At 71.2% G+C, this 25,720-nt stretch carries 25 protein-coding genes, 1 tRNA gene and 1 riboswitch; of the genes, 11 read left to right on the forward strand and 15 right to left on the reverse strand.

Annotated features, from left to right (window positions below):
- The coding region (locus ACFXC1_RS44465; RefSeq protein ID WP_381254352.1) for an asparagine synthase-related protein at positions 1–1,869 on the reverse strand (1,869 nt) is incomplete at its 3' end.
- Positions 1,870–2,540: 671 nt separating this feature from the next.
- On the opposite strand from ACFXC1_RS44465, the gene ACFXC1_RS44470 reads away from it, so the two are divergent.
- The 4 genes from ACFXC1_RS44470 (at position 2,541) to ACFXC1_RS44485 (ending at position 7,653) form a co-directional block, all read left to right on the forward strand.
- Positions 2,541–3,965, forward strand: coding sequence for an MFS transporter (locus tag ACFXC1_RS44470; RefSeq protein ID WP_200715240.1), 1,425 nt, complete (start codon positions 2,541–2,543; stop codon positions 3,963–3,965).
- A 174-nt stretch (positions 3,966–4,139) separates the two neighbouring features.
- Positions 4,140–5,393: an L-2-hydroxyglutarate oxidase gene (gene lhgO / locus ACFXC1_RS44475; protein ID WP_381254355.1), complete on the forward strand. Its 1,254-nt coding sequence runs from the start codon at positions 4,140–4,142 to the stop codon at positions 5,391–5,393.
- A gap of 102 nt (positions 5,394–5,495) precedes the next feature.
- Positions 5,496–6,299 carry a tRNA (guanosine(46)-N7)-methyltransferase TrmB gene (gene trmB / locus ACFXC1_RS44480; protein WP_381254358.1) on the forward strand — a complete coding sequence of 268 codons (804 nt, stop codon included), beginning with the start codon at positions 5,496–5,498 and terminating at the stop codon, positions 6,297–6,299.
- A gap of 49 nt (positions 6,300–6,348) precedes the next feature.
- Positions 6,349–7,653 (forward strand): PrsW family intramembrane metalloprotease, encoded by a 1,305-nt coding sequence (locus tag ACFXC1_RS44485; protein WP_381254361.1) that lies wholly within the window; start codon positions 6,349–6,351, stop codon positions 7,651–7,653.
- 6 nt (positions 7,654–7,659) lie between these two features.
- On the opposite strand, the gene ACFXC1_RS44490 is transcribed toward ACFXC1_RS44485, so the two are convergent.
- From ACFXC1_RS44490 to ACFXC1_RS44510, 5 genes are all read right to left on the reverse strand, one after another.
- Positions 7,660–8,604, reverse strand: coding sequence for an aldo/keto reductase (locus ACFXC1_RS44490; protein ID WP_381254364.1), 945 nt, complete (start codon positions 8,602–8,604; stop codon positions 7,660–7,662).
- 46 nt (positions 8,605–8,650) lie between these two features.
- The gene (locus ACFXC1_RS44495) at positions 8,651–9,658 is read right to left on the reverse strand and encodes a M23 family metallopeptidase (protein WP_381254367.1); all 1,008 of its coding nucleotides are present in this window, start codon (positions 9,656–9,658) and stop codon (positions 8,651–8,653) included.
- Between the two features lie 11 nt (positions 9,659–9,669).
- Positions 9,670–9,826, reverse strand: a riboswitch (cyclic di-AMP (ydaO/yuaA leader).
- 152 nt (positions 9,827–9,978) lie between these two features.
- Positions 9,979–11,136 (reverse strand): PP2C family protein-serine/threonine phosphatase, encoded by a 1,158-nt coding sequence (locus ACFXC1_RS44500; protein ID WP_381254369.1) that lies wholly within the window; start codon positions 11,134–11,136, stop codon positions 9,979–9,981.
- A 110-nt stretch (positions 11,137–11,246) separates the two neighbouring features.
- Positions 11,247–11,320, reverse strand: a tRNA-Met gene (locus ACFXC1_RS44505).
- Between the two features lie 52 nt (positions 11,321–11,372).
- Complete coding sequence (locus ACFXC1_RS44510) at positions 11,373–12,578, reverse strand: alginate lyase family protein (RefSeq protein WP_381254371.1); 1,206 nt, start codon at positions 12,576–12,578, stop codon at positions 11,373–11,375.
- A 216-nt stretch (positions 12,579–12,794) separates the two neighbouring features.
- Here ACFXC1_RS44510 and ACFXC1_RS44515 point away from each other — a divergent pair, with 216 nt between their 5' ends.
- A complete protein-coding gene (locus tag ACFXC1_RS44515) occupies positions 12,795–13,166 on the forward strand; it encodes a winged helix-turn-helix transcriptional regulator (RefSeq protein ID WP_381254374.1) in 372 nt (123 codons plus the stop codon).
- Positions 13,167–13,252: 86 nt separating this feature from the next.
- Positions 13,253–14,176, forward strand: a complete 924-nt coding sequence (locus tag ACFXC1_RS44520; protein ID WP_381254377.1) for an NADP-dependent oxidoreductase — start codon at positions 13,253–13,255, stop codon at positions 14,174–14,176.
- A gap of 43 nt (positions 14,177–14,219) precedes the next feature.
- Here the strand turns inward: ACFXC1_RS44520 and ACFXC1_RS44525 are convergent, their stop codons facing one another.
- On the reverse strand, positions 14,220–15,350 hold the full coding sequence (locus ACFXC1_RS44525; RefSeq protein WP_381254379.1) for a dihydrofolate reductase family protein: 1,131 nt from the start codon (positions 15,348–15,350) through the stop codon (positions 14,220–14,222).
- A 102-nt stretch (positions 15,351–15,452) separates the two neighbouring features.
- On the opposite strand from ACFXC1_RS44525, the gene ACFXC1_RS44530 reads away from it, so the two are divergent.
- From ACFXC1_RS44530 to ACFXC1_RS44545, 4 genes are all read left to right on the forward strand, one after another.
- The gene (locus ACFXC1_RS44530) at positions 15,453–15,950 is read left to right on the forward strand and encodes a MarR family winged helix-turn-helix transcriptional regulator (RefSeq protein ID WP_381254382.1); all 498 of its coding nucleotides are present in this window, start codon (positions 15,453–15,455) and stop codon (positions 15,948–15,950) included.
- A gap of 115 nt (positions 15,951–16,065) precedes the next feature.
- Positions 16,066–16,707, forward strand: coding sequence for a GTP cyclohydrolase II (locus tag ACFXC1_RS44535; protein ID WP_381254385.1), 642 nt, complete (start codon positions 16,066–16,068; stop codon positions 16,705–16,707).
- 130 nt (positions 16,708–16,837) lie between these two features.
- Entirely contained in the window at positions 16,838–19,045 is a 2,208-nt protein-coding gene (locus ACFXC1_RS44540; protein ID WP_381254388.1) for an MMPL family transporter, read from the forward strand.
- A 347-nt stretch (positions 19,046–19,392) separates the two neighbouring features.
- Complete coding sequence (locus ACFXC1_RS44545) at positions 19,393–20,340, forward strand: SGNH/GDSL hydrolase family protein (protein WP_381254391.1); 948 nt, start codon at positions 19,393–19,395, stop codon at positions 20,338–20,340.
- 16 nt (positions 20,341–20,356) lie between these two features.
- Here the strand turns inward: ACFXC1_RS44545 and ACFXC1_RS44550 are convergent, their stop codons facing one another.
- From ACFXC1_RS44550 to ACFXC1_RS44575, 6 genes are all read right to left on the reverse strand, one after another.
- The gene (locus tag ACFXC1_RS44550) at positions 20,357–20,827 is read right to left on the reverse strand and encodes an NUDIX domain-containing protein (RefSeq protein WP_381254394.1); all 471 of its coding nucleotides are present in this window, start codon (positions 20,825–20,827) and stop codon (positions 20,357–20,359) included.
- A gap of 65 nt (positions 20,828–20,892) precedes the next feature.
- Positions 20,893–21,399 carry an FtsX-like permease family protein gene (locus tag ACFXC1_RS44555; RefSeq protein WP_381254397.1) on the reverse strand — a complete coding sequence of 169 codons (507 nt, stop codon included), beginning with the start codon at positions 21,397–21,399 and terminating at the stop codon, positions 20,893–20,895.
- A gap of 64 nt (positions 21,400–21,463) precedes the next feature.
- Positions 21,464–21,910 (reverse strand): NUDIX domain-containing protein, encoded by a 447-nt coding sequence (locus ACFXC1_RS44560; protein WP_381254400.1) that lies wholly within the window; start codon positions 21,908–21,910, stop codon positions 21,464–21,466.
- Positions 21,907–22,329 (reverse strand): arsenate reductase ArsC, encoded by a 423-nt coding sequence (locus ACFXC1_RS44565; protein ID WP_381254403.1) that lies wholly within the window; start codon positions 22,327–22,329, stop codon positions 21,907–21,909. The genes ACFXC1_RS44560 and ACFXC1_RS44565 overlap by 4 nt, the downstream gene beginning before the upstream one ends.
- Before the next feature lie 37 nt (positions 22,330–22,366).
- Positions 22,367–23,104: an aquaporin gene (locus ACFXC1_RS44570; protein ID WP_381254406.1), complete on the reverse strand. Its 738-nt coding sequence runs from the start codon at positions 23,102–23,104 to the stop codon at positions 22,367–22,369.
- Positions 23,101–23,496 carry an ArsR/SmtB family transcription factor gene (locus ACFXC1_RS44575; protein ID WP_381254409.1) on the reverse strand — a complete coding sequence of 132 codons (396 nt, stop codon included), beginning with the start codon at positions 23,494–23,496 and terminating at the stop codon, positions 23,101–23,103. The genes ACFXC1_RS44570 and ACFXC1_RS44575 overlap by 4 nt, the downstream gene beginning before the upstream one ends.
- A gap of 99 nt (positions 23,497–23,595) precedes the next feature.
- Between ACFXC1_RS44575 and arsM the strand changes: the two genes are divergently transcribed.
- On the forward strand, positions 23,596–24,378 hold the full coding sequence (gene arsM / locus ACFXC1_RS44580) for an arsenite methyltransferase (RefSeq protein WP_381254411.1): 783 nt from the start codon (positions 23,596–23,598) through the stop codon (positions 24,376–24,378).
- Between the two features lie 57 nt (positions 24,379–24,435).
- On the opposite strand, the gene ACFXC1_RS44585 is transcribed toward arsM, so the two are convergent.
- Both ACFXC1_RS44585 and ACFXC1_RS44590 read right to left on the reverse strand, forming a co-directional pair.
- Positions 24,436–25,026 carry an MFS transporter gene (locus tag ACFXC1_RS44585; RefSeq protein WP_381254414.1) on the reverse strand — a complete coding sequence of 197 codons (591 nt, stop codon included), beginning with the start codon at positions 25,024–25,026 and terminating at the stop codon, positions 24,436–24,438.
- Between the two features lie 39 nt (positions 25,027–25,065).
- A complete protein-coding gene (locus ACFXC1_RS44590) occupies positions 25,066–25,707 on the reverse strand; it encodes an MFS transporter (protein ID WP_381254417.1) in 642 nt (213 codons plus the stop codon).
- Positions 25,708–25,720: the final 13 nt, after the last annotated feature.

Genomic DNA, 25,720 nt, shown 5'->3' on the forward strand with positions numbered 1-25,720 from the left:
GCGGGCCTGTGCCAGGAGGGGTGTGTCGAAGAGGGCCATCAGGGAGTCCGCGGCGACCCGGAGTCCCGTGCGGGACGCGGCTGCCGCCGACGCGTGGGAGGGGGCGCCCCAGCCGGGCGGGAGGTCGCCGACGCCGGCGCCCTCCAGGACCGTACGGAGGATGGCCGCGCGGGCCCCTGGCTGGACGCGTAGCGCCTCGGGGAGGGTGCGGCAGGCGCGGACCACCTGGTTGTCGAGGAAGGGCATGTGCAGCCGCTGGGAGCGGATCTCGGCGGCCTGTTCGAGGACGCGCAGGTCGCCCGCGTGTCTGGCGAGTGCGGCCCGCGCGCGGAAGTCGCCGGGGCGCTGTCCCGGGCCGACTCCCTGGCCCTGACGGCCGGGCGCCCCTTGTAGGCGAACCGATACTTCAGCTAGGGCCTCACCGGTCAGCCAGCGGGCGGCGGGGCCCGGTCTGGCCCAGGTGAGCGCGGCGAGGGACGCCCCGACGGCACCGCCGGGCTCGTCGAAGCGCTGGTTCATCAGCCGGTCGGCGAGGACCTCGAGACCCGCGCCGTAGGGCGTACGGGCCAGCCGCCGGGCCGCGCCGTACACGCGCGCGGGGACCATCACCGAACCGTCGGCCTTCGCCAACGCGGCCACCGGGCGCACCAGATGACGTCGTTTGCGGTCCATCAGCAGATCCGCGAGACGCGCGGGGTGTGCGTCCAGGACCTGGCGGGCGCCGTATCCGGTGAAGTGGTCGGCGCTGCCCGCGGCGAGCCGGGCGCGGTGGCGGGCGGCGGTGATCAGGGAGGGGCCGGGTTCGTCGGTGAGGGGCCCGTCGAGTTCGGCGTACGGCAGGACGTCCTCGCCGCCGGTGACCACTACGTGGTGCAGGCGGGGGTTGGCCGCGAGGGTGCCCGCGCGCTCCACCTCGGACTCGCGCCCGCGAACGGCGAGGTCGTTGAAGGTGACGGCGAGGAGCCGCTCGCCCGCGCCGGTGCCGTGCCCGAGGACCGTGCCGGGCGCTCCCGGCAGTCCGGCGGCGAGCAGGGCCAGGGTTCCGGAGGCGGGCCCCCCGGAGAGGTCGGCGCCGATGCCGGGGACGGGCATCCCGCGCGCGGCACGCCGTTCGGCGGGTCCCATGCCGGGCACCGGGCCCGGGTCGATGTCGGGAACGTGCCGGGGCGCGGACAGGCGCGCACGCACCGCGTCGACCAGTGCGTCGCGTACGGCGTCCACCGCACTGTCGGGGTCAACGGGCGCGGCGGCGACGGCGAGGGAGGCGACCGGCTCGTACCCGGCGATCTCGCGCGCCCCGGCGCGCAGGATCAGCGCATGCCCCGGCGGAATGCGACGTACGCCGTCGTACGGCGTGGAGTCGTGCAGCGCGGCGGGCACGTCCGGGGCCGCGAGCAGCGCGGCCAGGTGCCCGAAGTCGAGGTTGGCCTCGATGAGGTCGGCGAGCGGGAGCGCGGCGGTCGAGTAGGCCGTACCACCGGCCCAGGGGGTGTAGAACACCGGCTTGGCGCCCGCGAGATCGCCGCAGACCATGGTGCGGCGGCCGACCTTGACGACCGCCGTGTAACTCCCCGACCAGGCCGTCAGATGCCGAAGTGCCCCTCCACGCGCGGAGAACAGGCTGAGGCGCAGCTCCTCGTCGGTGGCGCCGCACGTACCGAGGACCGCGATCCGGGTCTCCGCGTCGACCTTCACGACGCGCACCTCGTCGGGCCGCCAGTCGCCGACCGCCCACAGCGGATCCGGGTCTCCCCACAGGAGTTGGGACCCCACCGGATGCACCGTCTCACCGTCGAGTCCGGTAGCCCCCGCCGAACCGATCGCGGCGGCTCCAGCGGCGGTACTGCTCCATCCCACCAACCACCGCATCGACGCCTCCACAGGCTGTGGACAACCAGTGCACCGCACGAACTGGGCACCATGCTGCCATGAAGGACGCCTTCCGGAGGGCCGGAGAAGCCGCTCGAGATCGCGTGAAGACGCCCTGGACGAGGGACAACCGGACAAGGACGACCCTACGTCCGCGACGCGAATGCGCCCCCGATACGCTCCCCCAAAACCCCTAACGCGCCCTCAACTCCCGTGGTAGGAGCGGTATTCGGCACCGAGAGGCGGGGGCGATTTTCGGCCAAATCGGTGTTACGAGCACAGGCTCGCGCACGCTCCGTACATGCCGTGCGCACCGCTTCCTGCCGCGCACAGTCCGGGAGGCGGAGTACGCCTCCCGGACCGGTCCGCCGCCCGCGGGGATGTAGGCGGCGGTGTCCCCCAGCCCACTGGATCCAGTACAGCGGGCCGACCCACGCACGATCCATCGAAGCGCTCCCGCGATGGCCGGAGAAGAGCGCACACACGGGCGCACGGCCACACGGCGGGGGCACGTCGCAACCCTCCGTGCAAACCCCGCACTCGCGTACGGACCACAATCCCGCCATCCGGAACAATGCCCCTTAACGCTTGGGATGCGGCGAACTACGCTGGGTTTACGAATGCCGCATGGTTATGCCAGCGCGGCAGCCGTCTGTGTCGAGGGGTGGCGCATGTCCAGGGAGCAACGCGGGCCGAACGAAAAACTCGGCACCGTTCTCGCCCTCGCGGGAATCAGCAACGCAGGACTCGCGCGTCGCGTCAACGATCTTGGCGCTCAACGCGGGTTGACACTTCGCTACGACAAGACGTCGGTGGCGCGCTGGGTGTCGAAGGGAATGGTGCCCCAGGGCGCCGCCCCGCACCTCATCGCGGCCGCCATCGGCCAGAAGCTCGGCCGCCCGGTGCCGCTCCACGAGATCGGCCTGGCGGACGCGGATCCCGCGCCGGAAGTGGGCCTCGCATTCCCCCGGGACGTCGGTCAAGCCGTGCGTTCCGCAACGGAGTTGTACCGCCTCGACCTCGCCGGCCGCCGGGCCGGCTCCGGCGGCATCTGGCAGTCCCTCGCCGGGTCGTTCGCAGTCAGCGCATACGCAACGCCCGCCTCACGGTGGCTGATAACCCCGGCCGACAGTTCGGTGGCGCGCGAGGCCAACTCCGCGGAGGGCTCCGGGGCACCGCTGAAAGTCGGCCACAGCGACGTGCAGAAGCTGCGGGAGGCCGCGGAGGACGCCAGGCGCTGGGACTCCAAGTACGGGGGCGGCGACTGGCGTTCGTCCATGGTGCCCGAATGCCTGCGGGTGGAGGCGGCACCGCTGCTGCTCGGCTCGTACTCCGACGAGGTCGGCAGAGCGCTCTTCGGCGCGAGCGCCGAACTCACGCGTCTCGCCGGGTGGATGGCCTTCGACACCGGGCAGCAGGAGGCGGCGCAGCGGTACTACATCCAGGCGCTGCGGCTCGCCCGCGCGGCGGCGGACGTGCCGCTGGGGGGTTATGTCCTGGCCTCGATGTCCTTGCAGGCGACCTACCGGGGATTCGGCGACGAGGGTGTCGATCTCGCGCAGGCCGCGCTCGAGCGCAACCGGGGGCTCGCGACCGCCCGCACGATGAGCTTCTTCCGGCTTGTCGAGGCGCGGTCCCACGCGAAGGCGGGGGACGCGCAGGCGGCGGGTGCGGCGCTGAAGGCTGCTGAGGGGTGGCTTGAGCGGTCTCGTGAGGGTGACAACGATCCGTCCTGGCTGGGGTTCTACGGGTACGACCGGTTCGCGGCGGACGCGGCCGAGTGCTATCGGGATCTGAAGGCGCCTCGGCAGGTGCGGCGGTTCACTGAGCAGGCGTTGTCCAAGCCGACTGAGGAGTTCGTGCGGTCGCACGGGCTGCGGTTGGTGGTTTCCGCGGTGGCCGAGTTGGAGTCGGGGAACCTTGATGCGGCTTGTGAGCAGGGGGTGCGGGCGGTGGAGGTCGCTGGGCGCATCTCGTCGGCTCGGACTACCGAGTATGTGAAGGATCTTCTGCATCGGCTGGAGCCGTATGGGGATGAGCCTCGGGTGGTTGAGTTGCGGGAGCGGGCTCGGCCGTTGTTGATGGCGCCCGCCTAGGGATTTGCCTGGCTTGTCCGGTCTTGCGAGTGCCGGTCCGCTGTGGCTGGTCGCGCCCGCGCGGCGGAGCCGCAAATGTCACAGCCCAGCGCCCCTCAGGGGCGCTGCAGTTCCCCGCGTTTGAAGTGGCTGTCAGTGGTGCAGTGCACTATCGGATGCGGGAGGTGGTGCGCGGTGGTCGGGTACGACTGTGATGTGCTCGTGGTCGGGGGTGGGATCGTCGGGCTGTCGGTCGCGTATGCGATCGGGCGGGCCGCGCCGGGGACGCGGGTGACCGTGCTGGAGAAGGAGGCGGGGCCCGCCCGGCATCAGACGGGGCGGAACAGCGGGGTGATCCACAGCGGGATCTACTACCGGCCCGGCTCGCTCAAGGCGCGGTATGCGGTGGGCGGTGCCGCCGAGATGGTCAAGTTCTGTGCGGAGTACGGCATTCCGCACGCCGTCACCGGCAAGCTGATCGTCGCCACGGAGCGCGCCGAACTGCCCCGCCTGCACGCGCTCGTGCAGCGCGGCCGGGAGAACGGCATCCCGGTGCGCGAGCTCGGCGGGGCCCAGATCCCCGAGTACGAACCGGAGGTGCGCGGCCTCGCCGCCATAGAGGTCGCGACGACCGGGATCTGTGACTACGTGGCGGTCGCCCGGCACCTGGCCGAGGCCTCCGGCGCGGAGATCCGCTACGGCGCGCGCGTCGCCCATGTCGACCGGCGCCCGGAGCGCGGGGTCGCCGTCCGGACGACGGACGGCGCCGGGGGTGGAGACATCGTCCGCGCGCGCGTGCTGGTGAACTGCGCCGGCCTGCAGTGCGACGAGGTGGCCCGGCTGACCGGTGACGACCCCGGGATGCGGATCGTGCCGTTCCGCGGCGAGTACTACACGCTGACGCGGCCCGAGCTGGTGCGCGGACTGGTGTATCCGGTGCCGGACCCGGCGTTCCCGTTCCTCGGTGTGCACCTCACGCGCGGCATCGACGGCAGCGTGCACGTGGGGCCGAACGCGGTGCCGGCGCTGGCCCGCGAGGGCTACGGCTGGGGTGTCGTACGCCCCCGCGAGATCGCGACCACGGCGGCCTGGCCCGGGGTGTGGCGGATGGCCCGGCAGCACTGGAGGTACGGGGCGGGGGAGCTGCGGCGGTCGGTGTCCAAGAGCGCGTTCACCAGCGCCGTACAGCGGCTGCTCCCCGCAGTGACACCCGACGACCTCACTCCGTCGGCAGCCGGAGTACGCGCCCAGGCCGTCCTCCGCGACGGCACCCTCGTAGACGACTTCCTGATCAAGGAGGGCCCGCGCGCGGTCCACGTCCTCAACGCCCCGAGCCCGGCGGCAACCGCGTCGCTCCCTATCGGGAGAGAGGTGGCCAGGCGAGCACTGGCCGTACTGGGCCAGGAGAATCGCCTCCCGCTTCAAACGCCGCGAACGACAACCCCCTAAGGGGTGCGGGGAACTGCGCGACCAGCCACACCGCACCCGCACCCGCAACCCGGCACAAGCCACGCAGACGCCCATGCGCACGCCCCGTAAAATCACTGCATCATGTCTGACTCCCTCAACACCCCCCACCCCCCGGCCCAGCCAGCGCAGCGCACCCGCAGGGACGAGCCCCGTTTCCCCGACGGCCCCAAGCCCGACCCCGCCGGCTCGCACTACGAGCGCCGCATCCGGAGTTTCCAGCCGCGCCGGAGTCGGGTGACGACGGCGCAGGCGGACGCGCTGGAGCGGTTGTGGGGCAAGTGGGGGCTGGACATCGACGGGCAGCGGAACCTCGACCTCGCCGAGCTGTTCGGGAACGACAACCCCGTCGTGCTGGAGATCGGCTTCGGGATGGGCGAGGCCACCGCGCAGATGGCCGCCGCGGACCCGGCGACGAACATCCTCGCCGCCGATGTGCACACCCCGGGCCAGGGCAATCTGCTGGGCCTCGCCGACCACCACGGGCTCTCCAACATCCGGGTCGCCAACGGGGACGCGATCATCCTGCTGCGCGAGATGCTCGCCCCGGACTCGCTCGACGGGCTGCGCGTCTACTTCCCCGACCCCTGGCCGAAGAAGCGCCACCACAAACGGCGGCTGATCCAGGAGGAGTTCCTGACGCTGGCCGCGACCCGGCTCAAGCCCGGCGCGACCGTGCACTGCGCGACGGACTGGGAGCCGTACGCGGAGCAGATGCTCGAAGTGCTCGGCGCGCACCCGGACTTCGAGAACAGCCAATCCGACGGTGATTTCGCGCCTCGTCCGGACTTCCGGCCGCTGACCCGTTTCGAGGGGCAGGGACTGGACAAGGGTCATGTCGTGAACGATCTGCTGTTCCGTCGCGTACCCCACGACGACCAGCGCTGACGCCAGGCTCCCTCGCGGGCCGTGCCCTTACCTCGTTAGGGTCGATGCCGTGGCCACGTTTTCGCCCTACCCCCCGCACCCCGGCCACCCGGCCGGTGGTGTCCACGGGCACGTGCCGCGCGGGCGCTGGTGGCACCGGACGGGGGTCCGCTACGGCGCGCTGATCACCCTGCTCGCGCTCTCCGGGCTCGTCATCCTCGCGCTGGTGCGCCAACAGACCGGCACGGAAGGGTTCCTGGTGGGCCTCGGGCTCGCCGTACTGCCCGTGCCGCTGCTGGTCGCCGCGTTCCGCTGGCTGGACCGGGTCGACCCCGGGCCCTGGCGGAATCTCCTCTTCTCCTTCGCCTGGGGCGCCTGTGCCGCCGCGCTGATAGCGATCGTCGCCAACAGCTTCGCGACCAGATGGATAGCGACCACGACCGCGGACCCGACGAGCGCGGACACCCTGGGCGCGACGGTGATAGCCCCGATCGTGGAGGAGTCGGCGAAGGCGGCGGCCGTCCTGCTCGTCTTCCTGTTCCGCAGACGGGACTTCACCGGGATCGTCGACGGGGTGGTGATAGCCGGGGTCACCGCCACCGGCTTCGCGTTCACCGAGAACATCCTCTATCTCGGCACCGCCTTCGGCACCGACCAGCTCACCGGCGACCGCGGTTTCACCTCCGTGACCGCGGCGACCTTCTTCGTGCGCATCGTCATGTCCCCGTTCGCGCATCCCCTGTTCACCGTCCTCACCGGCATCGGCTTCGGCATCGCCGCGCTCACCCCCGACCGGCAGCACGTCCGGCGCGTCCTGGTACCGCTGACCGGACTGCTCCTCGCGATGGGCATGCACGCGGTCTGGAACGGCTCCTCGACCTTCGGCCAGTACGGCTTCTTCGAGGTCTACGGCCTGTTCATGGTGCCCGCGTTCGGCCTGCTGACCTGGCTCGCGGTCTGGACCCGGCAGCGCGAACTGCGCGCCGTGCGCGAGGAGTTGCCCGTGTACGTCCTCGCGGGCTGGCTGACTCCCGTGGAACCGTTCGTGCTCGGCTCGATGAAGGCCCGCCGGCTGGCCCGCGACTACGCCGGCCACCACCTGGGCCGCCCCGGGGCCCGCTCGGTGGCCCGCTACGAGGCCTGCGCGACCTCCCTGGCGTTCCTGCGCCACCGGGCCGCGCGGGGCCGCGCCGGCGCCGACTTCGCCGTACGGGAAAGGGAGTTGCTGCACGAGCTGTGGCAGCGGCGGGAGGTGGCGCGGCCCGCGCTGGAGTACGCGGCGCGGCGGATCGCGCCACCGGTGCCGGTGGTGGTGCCGCCGTGGCCGGTGTACGGGTCGTACGGGACTCCGGTGTACAACCCGTACCGGTCCTGATGCCCCTTAGGCCGAAGCCTGCGTCAGCCGCTCGATCTCGGCGTCCGTGAGGGCCAGTTCGGCCACGGCGAGCAGGTCGGGCAGCTGCTCCAGGCTCCTGGCGGAGGCGATCGGTGCGGCGACCGTGGGCTGGGCGGCGAGCCAGGCGAGGGCGACCGTCGCGACGGCGGCGTCGTGGGCCCGCGCGATCTCGTCCAGGGCGGTCAGGACCTGCTGGCCGCGTTCCGAGGCGAGGTACTGCTCGGCGCGTCCGGCCCGCGGGCTGTCCACGCTGGTGCCGGGCCGGTACTTGCCGGTGAGGAAGCCGGCCGCGAGGGAGAAGTAGGGGAGCGCAGCCAGGCCGTTGCGCTCGGCCACGTCCCGGAGTTCGCCCTCGTAGGTGTCGCGGGAGACGAGGTTGTAGTGCGGCTGGATCGCGACATAGCGGGCCAGGCCCTCGCGGTCGGAGAAGTCGAGGGAGGCCTGAAGGCGCTCGGGCGTGATGTTGGAGGCGGCGATGTGCCGCACCTTGCCCGCCTTGACCAGGTCGTCGAGCGCGCCGACGATCTCCTCGACCGGCACTTCCTCCTTGTCGAAGTGCGGGTAGTACAGGTCGATGTAGTCGGTGCCCAAGCGGCTCAGCGAGGCGTCGGCGGCGGCCTTGATGTTGGCGGCGGACAGGCCCGGGAAGTCGGGGTGCTGGCTGACCTTGGTGGCGATGACGACGTCGGCACGGTTGCCCCGGGACTTGAGCCACTTGCCGATGACGGTCTCGGACTCGCCGCCCTTGTTGCCCTCGACCCACGCGGTGTACGAGTCGGCGGTGTCGACGAAGTTGCCGCCCGCGGCCGTGTACGCGTCGAGCACGGCGAAGGAGGTCGGCTCGTCGGCGGTCCAGCCGAACACGTTGCCGCCGAGGTTGAGCGGGAAGATCTCGAGGTCGGACCGGCCCAGCTTGCGAAGAGAAGTCATGCTCTACGTCAACTGCCGGGCCGGAACCGGATATTCCAGCGCTGACTCAGGGGTTGAGGCCCTTGCTGCGCAGCCAGGGCGCCGGGTCGCTCGCGGTGGCGGAGCCGTTGAGGTGTACCTCCAGGTGGAGGTGCGGCCCGGTCACGTTGCCGGTGGCGCCCACGCGGCCGATGACCTGACCGGTGGCGACCTTCTGCCCGGCGCTGACGCTGATCGAGGACTGGTGGCAGAACCACAGCTGGGTGCCGTCGTCGAGGGTGATGATCGTGCGGTAGCCGTAGGCCCCGGCCCAGCCCGCCTCGGTGACCGTGCCGCTGTGGATGGCCTTGATCAGCGTGCCGGTGGGCGCGGCGAAGTCGAGTCCGGTGTGGTACCCGGAGGACCACATGGAGCCGGCCTGACCGAAGGTGCCGGTGATCGTGTACGAGGCGACCGGCAGCGTGTACTGCTTGGCGAGCGCGGCGAGCTTCGCGGCTTCGGCCTTCTTCTTGGCGGCGGCCTCGGCGTCCTTCTTCGCGGCGGCGGCCTTCTTCGCGGCGGCCTGCTCGGCCTTCGCGGCGGCAGCGTCGACCTGCTTGGCGACGGCGGCCTCGGCGGCGGCCTGGGACTTGCCGTCGACCTGGAGCTGCTGGAGCTCGGCCTGTTCCATGATCCGGTTGCGCAGCAGCTCACCGGCGTCCGAGGTGCCCTTGGCGGTCTCGGTGGTGGTCACGCCGACGCTGCTGAGCGCGGTCGCGGAGCCCTTCGGCGTACTGGAGGAGTCGTCCAGCAGATGCCCCACGGAGGGCAGGTCGGGCAGGGAGATCGAGACGGGCGGCTTGCCGGTGTTGGCGCTGGCCATCCCGCCGGCGCTGACGGCGGCTATGACACCGACGCCCAGGACGGTGGAGCTGCGGGCGAATCCCCCGCCACCACGCTGCTTGGCGACACGGTGCTTGCCGCGGTTGGGAAGAACGGACTCCGCGCTGGGGTTCCACTCCTCCCAGGGGCCCTCGTCGGGGCGGTATCCGCCGTAGACGAACGGGGCTTCTGGGGCAGCCTGGTTGGACGCCACGTGGGCGTGCTCCTTTCCTTCCTTCTCGCCTACCGGGTTAGCTGACGGGTTCGGAGCAGGAAGGTCTCCTACGCGCGTAAACCGGTCGTGTTGCCACGACTGCCGACGTGCGATTCACCCCAAGTGGTGGTTCCCCGGTTCCCTTGCGGGATTCGGCGCGTGCGCACGGAGCTGTCTCTTGTGACGGCTGGGACGACCGTGCTGCGTTATCGAACGTTAATAGACGCGGGCGCCCGTTTCCAAGCCCGTTCGCTTGATCATTAACCTTTCCTTGCTGGACGAAGGGCCCATGACCGGTGAAAAACGGGTGAGTTGACCGGTCATGGATGGCGTACGGCGATCAGCGCCATGTCGTCCGTCATCCCGCCCCCGGCATACCGGCGCACCTCCTTGGCGAGGATGCCGAGCAGCGCCCCGGGGCTACGGAAGGTCCGCCCGGCCAGCCGCTCCCCGGGGTCGTAGAACACGCCGTGGCAGTCGCGGGCCTCGGACAGGCCGTCGGTGTAGAGGAGCAGCGTGGCGCCGGCGGGGAACGCGAACTCCTCGGCCCGGTCGGGCCAGAAGCCCAACTCCCCCATTCCCAGCGGAAGTGCGGGCTCCTTGACGAGCAGGGTGTCCACGGCGCCGTCCGCGTGCAGGAGCAGCGGCGGCGGGTGACCCCGGTCGACGATCCGCAACACGCCGTCGCCGTGCGGGAGTTCGGCGAGGACGGCCGTGGTGAACCCCTCGAACGCGTCGAGCCCGTCCCTCCGGGTGCCCTCACGCGCCAGCGCCCTCTCCAGCCGCTCCGCGACCGCCTCCAGGGTGGTCTCCTGCTCGGCGGCCTCCCGGAACGCCCCGATGACCACGGCCACGGCGGCGACCGCGCCCATGCCCTTCCCGCGTACGTCGCCCACGACCAGCCGTACACCGTGCGGGGTGTCCTGCACCGCGTACAGGTCGCCGCCGATGAACGCGCCCTCCTGCGCGGCGTCGTACCGGGCGGCGATCTCGAACCCGCCGATCCGCTCGGCCGGTTCGGGCAGTACGGCGCGCTGGGCGGCCTCGGCGATCTCGCGCACGGAGGCGAGCTGTTCGCTGCTGCGGCGGACGAGGGTGTTGATGAGGACGGCCAGGACGGCGACCGTGGCCACGGTGGCCATCTCGGTGACGGCGTCGACGCGGAGGACGATGCCTAGCCTGATGTGGATGGCGAGGACGACGGCGACCGAGGCCAGGCCGGTGAGGACGGTGCCGCGCCGGGAGTAGAGCGGGGCGGCGACGAGCGGGGCGGCGGTGAAGAAGGGGGCCGCCGTGAAGGCCTGCGGGGTGAGGTAGTCGTAGCAGGCGCCGACGATCAGCAGCAGCGCGGGCAGCCGGCGGACGAGGGTGAGGACACGGGCGGTCCGCCGTCCCTCGTCGGGGCCGAGGCCGGGGTCGGGCACGGGATCGCCGGGCAGCCGCCCGCCGGCTCGCACATACGGACCCTCCGCCTCCACACGTCCAGTTTTTCCTGGCCGCGGGCGGGCGGCGAGCGGGGTGGGCCGACCGGGCGGGAGAAACACCAAGGGCCGGAATCCGTTTTCCGGATTCCGGCCCTTGGCCTTAGTAGCGGGGACAGGATTTGAACCTGCGACCTCTGGGTTATGAGCCCAGCGAGCTACCGAGCTGCTCCACCCCGCGCCGTTGTGTTCCCAACTATACGCCATCCGCGGGGTCCGATGTCACACACGTTTCAGTCGGCGGGGTTACCGGCGTGCGTGAGGGTCTCCCAGGAGACGAAGAGGTCGTCGCTGCCGGCCGGCCGGGTGGTCTCGGCGAGGTGGTGCGCGGCGGGCAGCTTCATGCCGAGCCGGTCCTCCAGGTGGTTGAGCGGAACCTCCAGGTCGGGCCCCATGTTCCGGTCGACCCTGCCGCCGCAGAGCCAGGCGGGCGCGGCCTCGCCGAGCTGGTAGCGGGAGTGGAATTCGAGGGCTGCCCGGAGCCGGTCCTTGACGCCGTCGTAGAGGTCGACGCCCTGGTGCCAGGCGGTCTCGGCGATGTGCCCGGTGGCGGCGAGGGAGTACCCGACGTGCTTGAAGTTGCGGCAGGTCTCCTGGGCGATGCCGTCCTTGAAGGTGGTCTGCTTGAACCAGTACGTCGTGAGTTTCTGCGGGGTGGAGACGGTGGAGCGGGCCGGGGTGAGCGGCACCTTGCCGTCCTTCTCCAGGTAGAAGTAGGCGGGCACGCGGTCGCGGAAGCGGGCGACGGCCGCGTCGAAGGCCTTGTGGTCGTCGAGGAAGACGGCGATACCGATCGCCGCGTCGGTCATCGCGAGGTCCCAGTTGCCGTTGTAGTCCGGCAGGTCCTTCGTCACCTCGGGCTGATAGGCGGTGCGCAGCATGGTCGCGAACCGCCGCACCCGGTCCGCCGGCCACCCGGCCCCCGGCGCGTAGCGCACGATCTCCGCCGCCCGCGCCCAGGTCGACCCCGCCCACGCGGTCTGCAGCCCCGCGTCCTCGGAGGTGTGCTCCTTCATCCTGGCCGACCAGTCGTCCATGATCTCCCGCGCCTTGAGCGCGTGGTGCTCCTTGCCCGTGATGCTGAACAGCAGCGCCTGCGTGTACGCCGCGATCGCGTCCTCGCGCTCCTCGACACATCCGTGCGCGGCCTTGCCGTTCCAGGGGCAGTCGACGTCGGCGTAGGGCTTCGCCGTGTACTTGTACGACCCGTACTTGCTGTCCCGCATCCCGAAGTACGCCTTCAGCCAGGGCTGCTTCCCGGCCGCCACGTTCTTCCGTACGGCGTCCAGCTGCGCCTTGCTGACCAGCACTCCGGGGTGTGTGAACGCCGCGCCGGCGGGCAGTGCCCGTGCCATGGTCCGCGTACTGGTGTCCGCCGCCCCGCACGAGGCGAGAAGCCCTACGGCCACGGACGCGCCCAGCACCGCCACTGCCCTCATGTGCCCTACCTCCGCCGTTGTCCGCACCGGTTCCCTGTGAGCGTGACCCGGCGGACGGCGGACCGCAGGATCTGATGGGCCGATCGGTCGTCCGCCCGGGATGGATGCCCTTGAATTTGCGAACGCCAACTCTCCGTATTCTAGGTGAGTTACGATCGATTGGTAAGTAGGCACTTCTGAGTGCGTTACTCCCTGACGGGAGGGACTGGAGCGACGATGACCACGAAGGCGTACGAGGCGTACCTGCGCGACTGCCCCGCGGTGGCCCTGCTCTCGACGATCAGCAACCGGTGGGTCAGCCTGGCGATCTGCACCCTCGGGTCCCACGGCGACGCGATGCGGTACAACCACATCAGCCGCGAAATCCCGGGCGTCAGCCAGAAGATGCTCACCCAGACCCTGCGCATGCTGGAGCGCGACGGCATGGTGCGGCGGACGGTCACACCGTCCGTGCCGGTGCGCGTCGACTACGAACTGACCCCGCTCGGACAGGGCCTGTACGGCCTGATCTCCCAGGTGCGCGACTGGGCCGCCGAGAAGACCGGCGAGGTCGACGAGGCGCGGGCCCGCTACGACGCGGGGGTGTAACGCACTTGAAAGTGCCTTCTTACGTATCGATCGCGACGCGCCTACCGTTTGAGTAGTTCTATTTCGCAAACGGAAGAGCGAATATCATGCGCGCAGCAGTCGTCAGGAAGACCGGGGGACCCGAGGTCGTCGAGGTCCTGGAGGTACCGCTGCCCGAACCGGGTCCTCTGGAGGTCCGCGTCAAGGTCGCCGCCGCCGCGCTCAATCCCGCCGACTCCGCGGTGTGGGCCGGGTACTTCGGGCCGATGCCGGAGGTCGACCACACCGGTCTCGGGCTGGACGCCGCCGGGACCATCGACGCCGTCGGCCCGGGTGTGCTCCTTGCGGTCGGCACACCGGTGATCGTGTTCGACGCCCCCGTACTGCGCCCCACGAAGGCCCAGGCCGAATACCTCGTGACCGACCTCAACTCCCTCGCCCCCGCCCCCGAGGGCATGGACCCGACGCTCGCGGCGACGATCCCGCTCAACGCGACGACCGCCTCGCTGGCCCTGGACCACCTCCCGCTGCGCCCCCGCGACACCTTGCTGATCACCGGTGCCGCCGGGGCCGTCGGCGGTTACGCCGTGGAGCTGGCCCGGACGCGGGGCGTGCGGATCGTCGCGCAGGGACGGCCCGAGGACGAGGAGTATCTGCGCGGCCGGGGCGCCACCTGGTTCGTGTCCCGCGACGAGGAACCGGGCGCGGCGGTACGGCGGTTGGTGCCGGAGGGTGTGGACGGCGTGCTCGACGCGGCGGCGCTGGGCGCACCCGCGATGGCGGCCGTCCGGGACGGCGGGGTCTACGTGAGCGTACGGCTGGACGTGCTGCCGGCGCCGGAGCGGGGCGTGGTGGTGCGCCACACCGCCGCCGGTCCCGACGCGCCCCGGCTCGCGTATCTCTCCGCACTCGCCGAGGTCGGCGTGCTGACTCCGCGCGTGGCCGAGGTGTATCCGCTGGCGCAGGCAGCCGAGGCCCACGCCCGCCTGGCCCGGGGCGGTCTGCGCGGCCGGATCGTCCTGGTCCCGTGAGCACCGGAGCCGGAGCGGGGCGCGGAGGGTAGGGGGTGTCGGCTCAGCCCAGCAGATGCCCGTTCGGTGCCTTCGCCCGCTCCTCGTACTCCGGGAGTACGACCACGGAGACCCCCTGCTCGGCCAGCGCCCCGCTGCCGTCGGCGCCCGTGACGAACGTGTCGGGCTCGCGCCAGGCCGTCACCACGCGTCGTACGCCCGCGTCGAGGATCAGGCGGGCGCAGGGCTTGGGGCGGGAGGCGCGGTGGGTGCAGGGTTCGAGGCTGGTGTAGACCGTGGCGGTGGGGAGGCGGGGGTCCGCCGGGTGCAGCTTGGCGAGGGCCGCCTCCTCCGCGTGGACCACCAGGTCGCCGGCCTCGCGGGAGTGGCCCCGGGACAGCTCAGTGCCGTCCGCCCCGACCACCACCGCGCCGACGCTGAACGCCGTCTCCGAGGGCGGGCAGTCGGCGGCCAGGTCGCAGGCGAGGGCGAGCCAGTGGTGGTCGGCGGCGGAGGGGAGGTCGCCGGTGCCGGGGGCGGTGGGTTCGTAGCGCATGAGGACGACGTCCTCGATGGGGCGGGTCTCCAGCAGGCGCAGGCGGCCCGACTGGTACGTGCCCGGGCCGAAGAGGCGGGGGGCGTCCGGGGTGCCCACGAAGAGGGGGGACAGGACGAGTTGGAGTTCGTCGGCCAGGCCCTGCTGGAGGAGCTGGGTGTGGATCGTGCCGCCGCCCTCGACCATCAGGCGGTCAACTCCCCTTACCGCGTGCAGGTGTTCAAGGAGGCGGCGCCAGTCGAGTTCGGGGCCGAGGGCGAACACGTCGGCGGCGAGGCCGAGTTGGCGGGCTCGCTCCGCGCCCTTGTCCGTCGTGAAGACGAGTTTGTCGCCGCCCGTGTGCCAGAAGTTGGCGCTCGGGTCGAGGTCGCCGGAGCCGCTGACCGTGACCTTGAGGGGGTACTCCGGCTTGCCTGCGGCGATGCGGGCCGCGCGGCGCTCCGGGGAGTTCACCAGCAGGCGCGGGTTGTCCGCGCGGATCGTGCCGGCGCCGATGAGGATCGCGTCGACGGACGCACGGACCTCGTCGACGCGGTCGAAGTCGGCGGGGCTGGAGAGGAGCAGCCGGTCGGGGCCGGTGTCGTCGAGGTAGCCGTCGAGGGAGACGGCGGCGGACAGCAGGACGTGGGGCAGGGACATCGACGCGCTCTCTCCTGGAGACCGGCGGGGCTTGGTGGAACGGCGGGGCTTGGTGGAACGGCGGGGCTTGGTTCAAGTTTGAAACAAACCTACACTGGGGGCATGACGACTCGCTGGCTCACCACAGAGGAGCAGCGCGCCTGGCGCGCCTACATCGCCGCGATGCACCTCCTGGAGGACGCGATCGACCGGCAGCTCCAGCAGGAGGCCGGCATGCCCCACCTGTACTACTCCATCCTGGCCAACCTCTCCGACGTACCGGACCACCGGCTGCGGATGACCGACCTCGCCGAGAAGGCGAAGATCACCCGGAGCCGGCTGACGTACGCCGTGACCCGGCTGGAGAAGGACGGGCTGGTGCGGCGGGAGGGGTGTCCGTCGGACAAGCGGGGCAGTACCGCGATCCTGACCGACGAGGGGATGGCCGTGCTGGAGCGTTCGGCGCCGGGGCATGTCGAGACCGTCCGGGCCGCGATCTTCGAACATCTCACTCCGGAGCAGGTGGGGCAGCTGGAGGAGATCAGTACGGGCATCGTGCGGGCGCTGGAGACCCCGGAGGACGTGCCGTGGCGCCGCCGCTCCTCACCCCAGTGTTCGTGAGCCGTCACACAAATCTGTTGCTTCAAATTTCAAGCATGAGGTAGGGTCCGTGATCGTGGATGTGCTTCAGTTTTGAAGCACATCGCTACGACACCCTTCGGACTCGGAGACCCGCATGCCCGACTTCCCCGCCGCCACCCCGCGTGCCCGTGTCCGGGTACCGCTGCGCTTCCAGGACGGCTACAGCGTCGACGCCGAACTCGTCACCTTCCACGGCCTCACCGACGGCCAGGAACATCTCGCCGTCGTCCTCGGCGATCCGGCCCCCGGCACCACCCCGCTGGTCCGGCTGCACTCCGAGTGCCTGACCGGAGACGTCTTCGGCTCCGCCCGCTGCGACTGCGGACCCCAGCTGCGCGAGGCCGTCGAGCGCATCGCCGACCGCGGAGGCGTCCTGCTCTACCTGCGCCAGGAGGGCCGGGGCATCGGCCTCTACAACAAGCTCGACGCGTACGCCCTCCAGGACCAGGGCCTCGACACCTACGCCGCCAACACCGCGCTCGGCCTCCCCGAGGACGCCCGCGACTACACGGCCGCCGCCCAGATGCTCCAGGCCCTGGGGGTCACGTCCCTGGACCTGCTCTCCAACAACCCTGACAAGGCCGACCAGTTGCGCGGCCTCGGCATCGACGTGCACGACCGGGTGCCGACCGGTGTGTTCACCACGCCCCACAACGTCCGGTATCTACGCGCGAAGGTCCTGCAGACCCACCACACGCTCCCGTTGGGCCGGCTGACGGAACTGAACGTGGGCTGACCCGCTTCCGGATGGTGTAGCGGGCTACACCATCCATTCGGGAGGGCACTCCCTCGTGACGGAGAGCCGTCGGCGGAAGGGTTGAGACCACGATCTCGACCGACCGCCGACGTGGAGGCCTTCCCCAGCCATGGCTACTCTCCTCTATCACTTGGGCCGTGCGGCCTTCCGGTGGCGCTGGTTCGTCACCCTCCTGTGGGTGGCGGTCCTCGGCGCCGTCGGATTCGCCGCCACCAAGGCCCCCGCCGCCCCCGACGACGGCTTCACGATGCCCGGCATCGAGTCGCAGAAGGCCTTCGACCTGCTGGAGCAGCGCTTCCCGGGCACGGCGGCGGACGGCGCGAGCGCGCGGATCGTCTTCGTCGCCCCGAACGGCGAGAAGGTCACCGCCACCGAGAACAAGGCGGCGATCGAGAAGCTGGTGACCGAGGCGGCCGACGGTTCCCAAGTCGCCTCCGCCGTCGACCCGTTCACCGCGAAGGCGGTCAGCAAGGACGCTTCCACGGCGTACTCCACGGTCACCTTCAAGGTGAAGGCCGACGACCTCACCGACTCCGCCAAAACCCATCTGGAGCGGGCCATCGACACGGCCCGGGACGCGGGCCTGACCGTCGAGGTCGGCGGCGACGCGCTCGCCACCCAGCCCGCGGCGGGCGGCAGCGCCGAGGCGATCGGTATCGCGATAGCGGCCGTGGTCCTGCTGATCACCTTCGGTTCACTGGCCGCGGCCGGTCTGCCCCTCCTGACCGCGATCATCGGCGTCGCCATCAGCATGTCCGGGGTCCTCGCCCTGGGCAGCACCTTCGGCCTCTCCGAGACCACCGGCACCCTCGCCACGATGCTCGGCCTCGCCTGCGGAATCGACTACGCGCTGTTCGTCGTATCGCGCTACCGCGAGGAGCGGGCGAAGGGGCACGCGCCTCGCGAAGCGGCCGGACTCGCGGCCGGGACGGCGGGTTCGGCAGTTGTGTTCGCCGGCCTGACCGTTGTCATCGCTCTAGCCGGTTTGTCGGTGGTCGGCATCCCGATGCTGACGAAGATGGGCCTGGCGGCGGCCGGCGCGGTCCTCCTCTCCGTCCTGATCTGCCTCACCCTGGTCCCCGCGGTCCTCGGCTTCTGGCCGAACGCCGTACTCTCCCGCCGCGACCGCAAGAAGAAGCCCAAGCGCGGCAACGGCGAGAACGGCGGCAGCCGCTGGGCCCGGATCGTCGTACGCCGCCCGATCCCCGTCCTGCTGCTCGGCGTCGTGGGCCTCGGCGCGATGGCCCTCCCCGCCCTCAACCTCCAGCTCGGCATGCCCGGCGACGAGGCGAAATCCACCGCCACCACCGAACGCCGCGCCTACGACGACCTCGCCGAAGGCTTCGGCCCCGGCTTCAACGGCCCGCTGACCATCGTCGTGGACGCGAAGAAGGCGGGCGACGCGAAGACCGCCGTAGCGACGATCTCGAAGGAGATAGCCGCCACGGACGGAGTGGTCTCCGTCTCCCCGACCCGCTTCAACTCGGCGGGCGACACAGCGGTGTTCTCCGCGACCCCCGCCACCAGCCCCACCGACGAGAAGACCAAGCAGCTCGTCCAGACGATCCGCGACGAACGGTCGGGGATCGAGTCCCAGGCCTCGGGTGCGAGCTTCGAGGTCACCGGGACGACCGCGCTGAACATCGACGTGGCGCAGAAGGTCCAGGACGCGCTGATCCCGTACCTGGCACTGGTGGTGGGCCTGGCGATCGTGCTGCTGCTCCTGGTCTTCCGCTCGCTGCTCGTACCGCTCAAGGCGGCCCTCGGCTTCCTCCTCTCGGTCCTCGCGGCGCTCGGCGCGGTGGTCGCGGTCTTCCAGGAAGGGCACCTGGCCTCCTGGCTGGGCGTCGACCAGACCGGCCCGATCATGAGCCTGATGCCGATCTTCCTGGTGGGCATCGTCTTCGGACTCGCCATGGACTACGAGGTGTTCCTGGTCTCCCGGATGCGCGAGGCGTACGTCCACGGGGACGGCCCCGGCCAGGCGGTGGTGTCGGGATTCCGGCACAGCGCCCGGGTGGTCGTGGCCGCCGCGCTGATCATGATGGCGGTGTTCTCGGGCTTCATCGGCGCGGGCGCCTCGATGATCAAGATGATCGGCTTCGGGCTGGCCATCGCGGTCCTGTTCGACGCGTTCGTGGTCCGGATGGCGATCGTGCCGGCGGTCCTGTCCTTGCTCGGCAACAAGGCCTGGTACCTGCCGAGTTGGCTCGACCGGATCCTCCCCCGCATGGACGTCGAGGGCGAGGCCCTGAGCCGCAAGATCCCGGACCCGGTCGCCGACACCCCGACCCCGCACCTCACCCCGGTCCCCTAAGGACCCCTCAGACCGGGGCCGCCGAGAGCGGAGGCGGCCCCGCGGCGCCCGGATCCCGTGGGGACGGGGATCGGGCGCCAGGGGGTGTCGGGTGGATCACCTCGGGTCCGCGACGCCTGGCAAGGCACCTCGCCGCGTTGTCGCACAACCCGAGTACGCCCAGTACGCGGGTGATGCTCCGCGCTGCGATGCACCGCACCAGGCGCCGCGGCCTGATCCGCGGTGATCCACACGACACCCCCTGTCCCGGGCCCGGCGACGGGGCACTCCCCCCCGCCCGTCGCCGGGCCCGCGGACGTCCACAGTCCACAACTCACCAGCCGGAGACGGCAAGAGAGGGCACTTCGATGAAAACCTCAGTGCGGGCCGGGGTGGCCGGGCTCCTCGCCTGCGGCACGCTGCTCACCGTGGTCCTGGTCAACCGCGACGGCGACGACAACCACACCGGCGTCACCTACTCCACCACGTCCAAGGGCCCCTACGTCGCCCTCGGCGACTCCTACACGGCAGGCCCCGGCATCACCGACCCCACCGGCACCCCCGCCGGCTGCGACCGCTCCGCCGGCAACTACCCCGCCCTCGTGGCCGCCGAACTCGGCCTGAAAGGCGCCAAGTTCCGCGACGTGAGTTGCAGCGGCGCCACGACGGCCGACCTCACGGGCTCCCAGCACACCGACAATGGCACCAACCCGCCCCAGCTCAGGGCACTTTCCTCGGACACCCGCCTGGTCACGGTCGGCATCGGCGGCAACGACATCGGCTTCAGCTCGATGATCAAACGGTGCGTCGCGATGGGCGCCCTGTACCAACTCACGGGCAGCGGCAAGTACTTCACCGAGGACGCACCCTGCGCACGCGAGGCGGACTCCGGCTCCGTCACCGACGCCGTAGAAAAGAAGATCGCCACGGCGGGCGACCGGCTCACCCGAATCCTCACCGAGGTAAAACGCCGCGCCCCCGAGGCCCGCGTCTACGTCGTCTCCTACCCGGCGATCCTCCCGACCGACAGCGCCGGCTGCGGCCGCGGAATGTCCCTCGCCCCGGGCGACGTGACCTACCTCCGCGAGAAGGAGCAACACCTCAACACCGCACTGCGCCAACGGGCTTCGGAGGCGGGGGTCGGCTACGTCGACACGTACACCCCGTCCACCGACCACAACGCCTGCACGGCGAAGGCCACCCGCTGGATCGAACCGCTCGTACCGGAGAATCCGGCGGCTCCGGTGCATCCGAATGCCCGGGGAGAGCGGGGGATGGCGGAGGCGGTGCTGCGGGCGGTGAGGTCGGCGTTGTAGAGCCACAACGTGAGGGTCAGCCGAGGTAGGGCTCGGCGCGGTGCTCCAGGAAGTGCCGGATCCGGAGCCGCTGCGTGTGGTGCATCGGTAGTCGATCGATCTCTTCCGGCTGGACGAATCGCAGTTCCGTGGATTCGTCCGAGATCGCGAGCCGGCCGCCGACCGCGCGGGCGGTGAAGCAGACGTTGAACTGCCTGCGCACCTCACCGTCCGAATAGGCGATCACGTGGCGGGGGTCGGTGTACGTGCCCACGAGCCCGGTGATCTCCACGTCCAGACCGGTCTCCTCCCTCACCTCGCGGACCGCGGTCCCCGGAAGTGAGTCGGTCATCTCCATGCCACCACCCGGCAGCGCCCAGAGACCGTTGTCCCGACGGCGCTGGAGCAGCACGCGCCCTTCGTCGTCCGTGACCACGGCGGACGCGGCGACCACCAGGCTGTTCGGCTCCGGTGCGCCCGGGTCGTCGTAGTACTCGGTCCGTGCCATGGTCACCCTTCCGCTGTCGGCTCCGCGTCAACCCGCCCCAGCCGAGACGGAGAACCGAGCAGGAGTCAACTGTGGGCCCGTGCCGTGAGACAAGGGTCCCGGCGGAGGACCTCGCGGCTGCCGAAGAGAGTGCCGGCGGCCAGTCCGGCGGCGGGCAGCAGCAACGCCCCGGCGGCCCAAGTCGGCCCGGGTAGTGCGTCGGTGACGGAGATGGGCAGGCCGAGTACGTCACTCAACGGCCCGGCCAGCGCCGCCGACGCGACCGTGCCGACGATCGCGCCCACCACCCCCGCCAACCCACCCGAGAGCACGGCTTCTCCCAGCAGGATCCCGCGCTGTTCGGGCCGCCCGGACCCGAGGATCCGCAGGATCGCGAACTGGCCGATCCGGGCCCGCGCGCTGTCCGCCGCCCGGACCGCACCGAGCGCGAGGGCGCCGAGCGCCAGGACCAGCACACCGACGCGCATCGCGAGATCCGCGGCACCGAACAACCCGGGCGGGTCACGTACCCGGTCGGACACCGCGGCGGCCGAAAGCCCCTTGTCCTGAAGGGACTTGGTGACCGCGGCCACCTGCCGCTTTCAGCCACGACGGAGCGGGCCCGGTTCACACCTGAGAGGTAACGCGGGGCTCCGCCTACTCCCACCCGTACGGCGACACCTGCGGCTCGACACCGTCCAGGTACTGCCGTAGGGCCTGCCCGTTTCCCCGTACGAACTCCTCGGGTACGGCGTCGACCTGGACCCAGCGGACCTGGGCGTGCTTGAGGGGTTCGCGGTTCTCGGGATCGCCGGTCCACTTGTCGGCGGCGAAGACGACGGTGAGGAAGCCGTGCGGTGCGTCCACTCCGCGGGCGGCGTGGATGAGGTGCACGACCTTCAGGGACTCCGGCGCCACGACGAGCCCGGTCTCCTCGTACAGCTCGCGCACGGCGGTCTCGGTGACGGGCTCGCCGGGTTCGTTCTTGCCGACGGGGAGGTCCCACATGCCGCGGCCGAACTTGGCCCGCTCACCCCGCTGGATGAGGACGACCCGGCCCTCGGCCCGGTCGTGGACGATGACGGCGGCGACGAGAAGGGTCATACGGCGACTCCGAGTTCGGCCAGCAGACCGCGCACCCGCCGCTCGATCTCCTCGCGGACGGGCCGTACGGCGTCGACCCCCTGGCCCGCCGGGTCGTCGAGCTGCCAGTCCAGGTACCGCTTGCCGGGGAAGACGGGGCAGGCGTCCCCGCAGCCCATCGTGATCACGACGTCCGAGGACCGTACGGCCTCGACGGTGAGCACCTTCGGCGTCTCGGCGGAGACATCGATCCCCACCTCCGCCATGGCCGCCACCACCGCCGGGTTGACCGCGTCGGCGGGGGCCGAGCCCGCCGACCGGACCTCGACCCGGTCACCGGCGAGGTGGGTGAGGAAGGCCGCGCCCATCTGGGAACGGCCGGCGTTGTGGACGCAGACGAACAGCACGGACGGCGTTGGGGCGGTGGAACTCGTGGTCATGGCGGTGTCCTTGCGGGCGGGGAGGGGGCAGAAGCGGTCAGGAGGGGGCGAGTTCGGGTTCGGGATCGCTGTGCGGGACGACCGCGTCCGTCGTACGGACGGGACGCTCGCATACGACAGCCACGGCGGCCAACCCGACCACGGCGCCCACCAGTTGGGCCCCGACGAACGGTGCGACCGAACCCGGCGCGATCCCGGCGAAGGTGTCGGTGAAGGCGCGGCCGACGGTGACCGCGGGGTTCGCGAAGGAGGTCGAGGAGGTGAACCAGTAGGCGGCCCCGATGTAGGAGGCCACGGCTGCCGGGGCCAGGGAGGCGCGGCCGACCCGTTCCAGGCCGAGGACGAGGAGGATCAGCCCGCCCGTGGCGACGACCTCCCCCAGCCACAGATGACCGGCGAACCGGTCGTGGCCGGAGAACCGCACCAAGGGCTCGGCGAACATGGCGTCCGCCAGCACCGCCCCCGCGACCGCCCCGCCGACCTGCGCCGGAACGTACGCGGCGACCTCGCGCAGCCGCGGCCCGGTGCCGTCCCGACGGCCGACGACCCACGTGGCCAGGGTGACAACGGGGTTGAAGTGCGCTCCGGAGACCGGCCCGAGCAGCGTGATCAGTACGCCCAGGCCGAGGACGGTGGCGAGCGAGTTGGCCAGCAGTTGTACGCCGACGTCGTGCGACAGTTCCGTCGCCTGGATGCCGGAGCCCACGACGACCGTCACCAGCAGTCCGGTCCCGATCGCCTCGGCGGCGACACGGCGGCCGAGGGACGCGGTCATGCCTGCCCGACTTCGGCAGTCCGCGCCGTCGTCAGAAACGTCGCGAGCCGGTCCAGGACGCCGGGCAGCGCCCAGTAGTACACCCACGTTCCACGGCGTTCGCAGTCGATGAGGCCGGCCTGGCGCAGGAGCTTGAGGTGGTGGGAGATCGTCGGCTGGGACAGGTCGAAGGCCGGTGTCATCTCGCACACGCAGACCTCGCCGCCCTCCCGCGAGGCGATCATCGACAGCAGCCGCAGACGTACGGGATCGCCAAGTGCCTTGAAAACCCTGGCCAGTTCCGCGGCGCGCTCGTCGTCCAGCGGCGCGGCGGCCAGGCCCGGGCAGCACGCGGCGTCCTGACCGGTCGCCTCACCGATCACTTCAAGGACCCCGAGCTCTTGTTTCGACATGCCTCTATGTTGACGTCTTTCGATACAAGGCGCAAGCTTGTATCAACGAACATCAATACAGGCTGGCCCACCCCACCCACCTCGCCCGGGAGCGACCCAATGAGCGACGAACACTCCACCGACCTGCGCGAAACCGTCCGCAAGCGCTACGCCGCCTCGGCCCTCAAGGTCACCGAGGGCGGCACGGCCTGCTGCGGTCCCGAGCCCGTCGAGACCGACGACAACTTCGGCTCCGCCCTCTACCCCACCGCCGACCGCGACGCCCTCCCCGCCGAAGCGGTCGCCGCCTCCCTCGGCTGCGGCAACCCCACCGCCGTAGCCGAACTCCGCGCGGGCGAACGGGTGTTGGACCTCGGTTCCGGCGGCGGAATCGACGTCCTGCTCTCCGCCCGCCGCGTCGGCCCGACCGGCAAGGCGTACGGGCTGGACATGACCGAGGAGATGCTCGCCCTCGCCATCGGCAACGCGGAGCGGACGGGCGCCACGAACGTTGAGTTCCTCAAGGGCACCATCGAGGCCGTCCCCCTGCCCGCGAACACGATCGACCTGGTCATCTCCAACTGCGTGATCAACCTGTCCGTCGACAAGCCCGCCGTCTTCGCCGAGACCTTCCGCGTCCTGCGCCCCGGCGGCCGTATCGGCGTCTCGGACGTCGTCGCCGACGACACCCTCACCCCCGCCCAGCGCGCCGAACGCGGCGACTACGTCGGCTGCATCGCGGGCGCGCTCTCCTTCACCGAGTACCGCACCGGCCTCGAAGCCGCCGGCTTCACCGACGTCGACATCACCCCGACCCACCCGGTCGCGGACGGCATGCACTCGGCGATCGTCCGCGCGACGAAGCCCGTGGCGAGCGGGCCGGGGGACGACCGCCGAAGCTGAGCCCCGACGGGGTCGAGGCCGACGCGAACACAGTCGCCGTCCTCAAGCCCGCGCAGGTCAGGAAGTTCCCCCACGCCGCCGAGCAGCGCTCCGTACGGCCCCGCCCGTCACCCGCGCGGCCCGCGGCAGCCGCGGCGCGAGCGCCAGCATGCCCGGAACCGTCAGCAGGGCGAGCGTCGCCAGGACAGCCCACGGAGCCGCGCCCGAAAGGTCGAACAGCACCGAGAACAGCAGCGGTGCCACGACCGTGGCGATCGCGAACGAGTACTGGAATACGGCGATGTAGCGCCCGCGGATGTCGGCGGGCGCGGCATCGGCGGACAGCGCGTTCGACACGGGAGAGTGCACGAGCTGAGCGGCGGAGTAGCAGAGTACGGCCACGGTGAGACAGGGGACCCACAAGACCCGGGGCAGCCAGAGCGGGCCGGCGGTCAGGCCCGCCCATGACGCCCAGAGGACTCCGGCCAGGCACAGGGACACGGGCCGGGACAGCGGCCGTATCAGACGGACGACCGACGTCTGAAGCACGGCCTGGACCACGGTGTTCATTGCCAGCAGCGGGCCGACCACCCAGGTGACGGCGGGCAGTTGGCGGTCGACGAACGGCGGGAAGGCGATGCTGAGCATGACGTTGCAGAGCGCGAACACCGTGTTCAGTCCGACGAGCGCCAGATAGGGACGATCGGCCTACAGCACCCGGTAACCACGGCTGCCCGCCTCCTCGTTCGCCGGTTTCTCCTGGAGAGTCACGCTCCGTGGAACTCCCCGTTCGAGCAGCACGGCGGCCACCAGCAGCAGGAAGGCGCAGGCGCCGATCGACCCTCGGTACACCAGGTCCGACTTCACCGACAGGGCGACTCCCGCGACCACGGCCCCGAGTCCGTAGCCCACTGCCCGCAACGAGCCGATGACGCCGAACCACCGCTCGCGGGAATGCCCGCCGGGATCACGGTCGGACAGATTGCTGACGAGGGTGAAGGCGGAGGACCAGAAGGCCCGTTGCCCCAGCGACGCGACGGTCGCGGCCAGGAGGATCCCCCCGCCGTCGCGCACCACGAGGTACCCGAGAAGGCCCGCCGCCTGCAGCAACTGCGCCACCAGCACGACCGGCTTGGGCCCGTGCCGGTCGACGAGCCTCCCGACCCACAACGGCACGGGAAGCGACACCAGCCCGGCCAGGCTCAGCAGGGCCCCCACGTTGACCAGCGACGCACCCGAACTGGCCGACAGATAGAGCATGGACAGCGGAACGAAGAGCCCGTTGACCACCGAGTCGATCATCAGGACGAGGAAGACCGCGGTCCCGGCCGCGTCCCGTCGAAGCCCCACCGCCAAAGAATCC

Source organism: Streptomyces hokutonensis (assembly GCF_042751305.1).
GTDB lineage: Bacteria > Actinomycetota > Actinomycetes > Streptomycetales > Streptomycetaceae > Streptomyces > Streptomyces hokutonensis_A.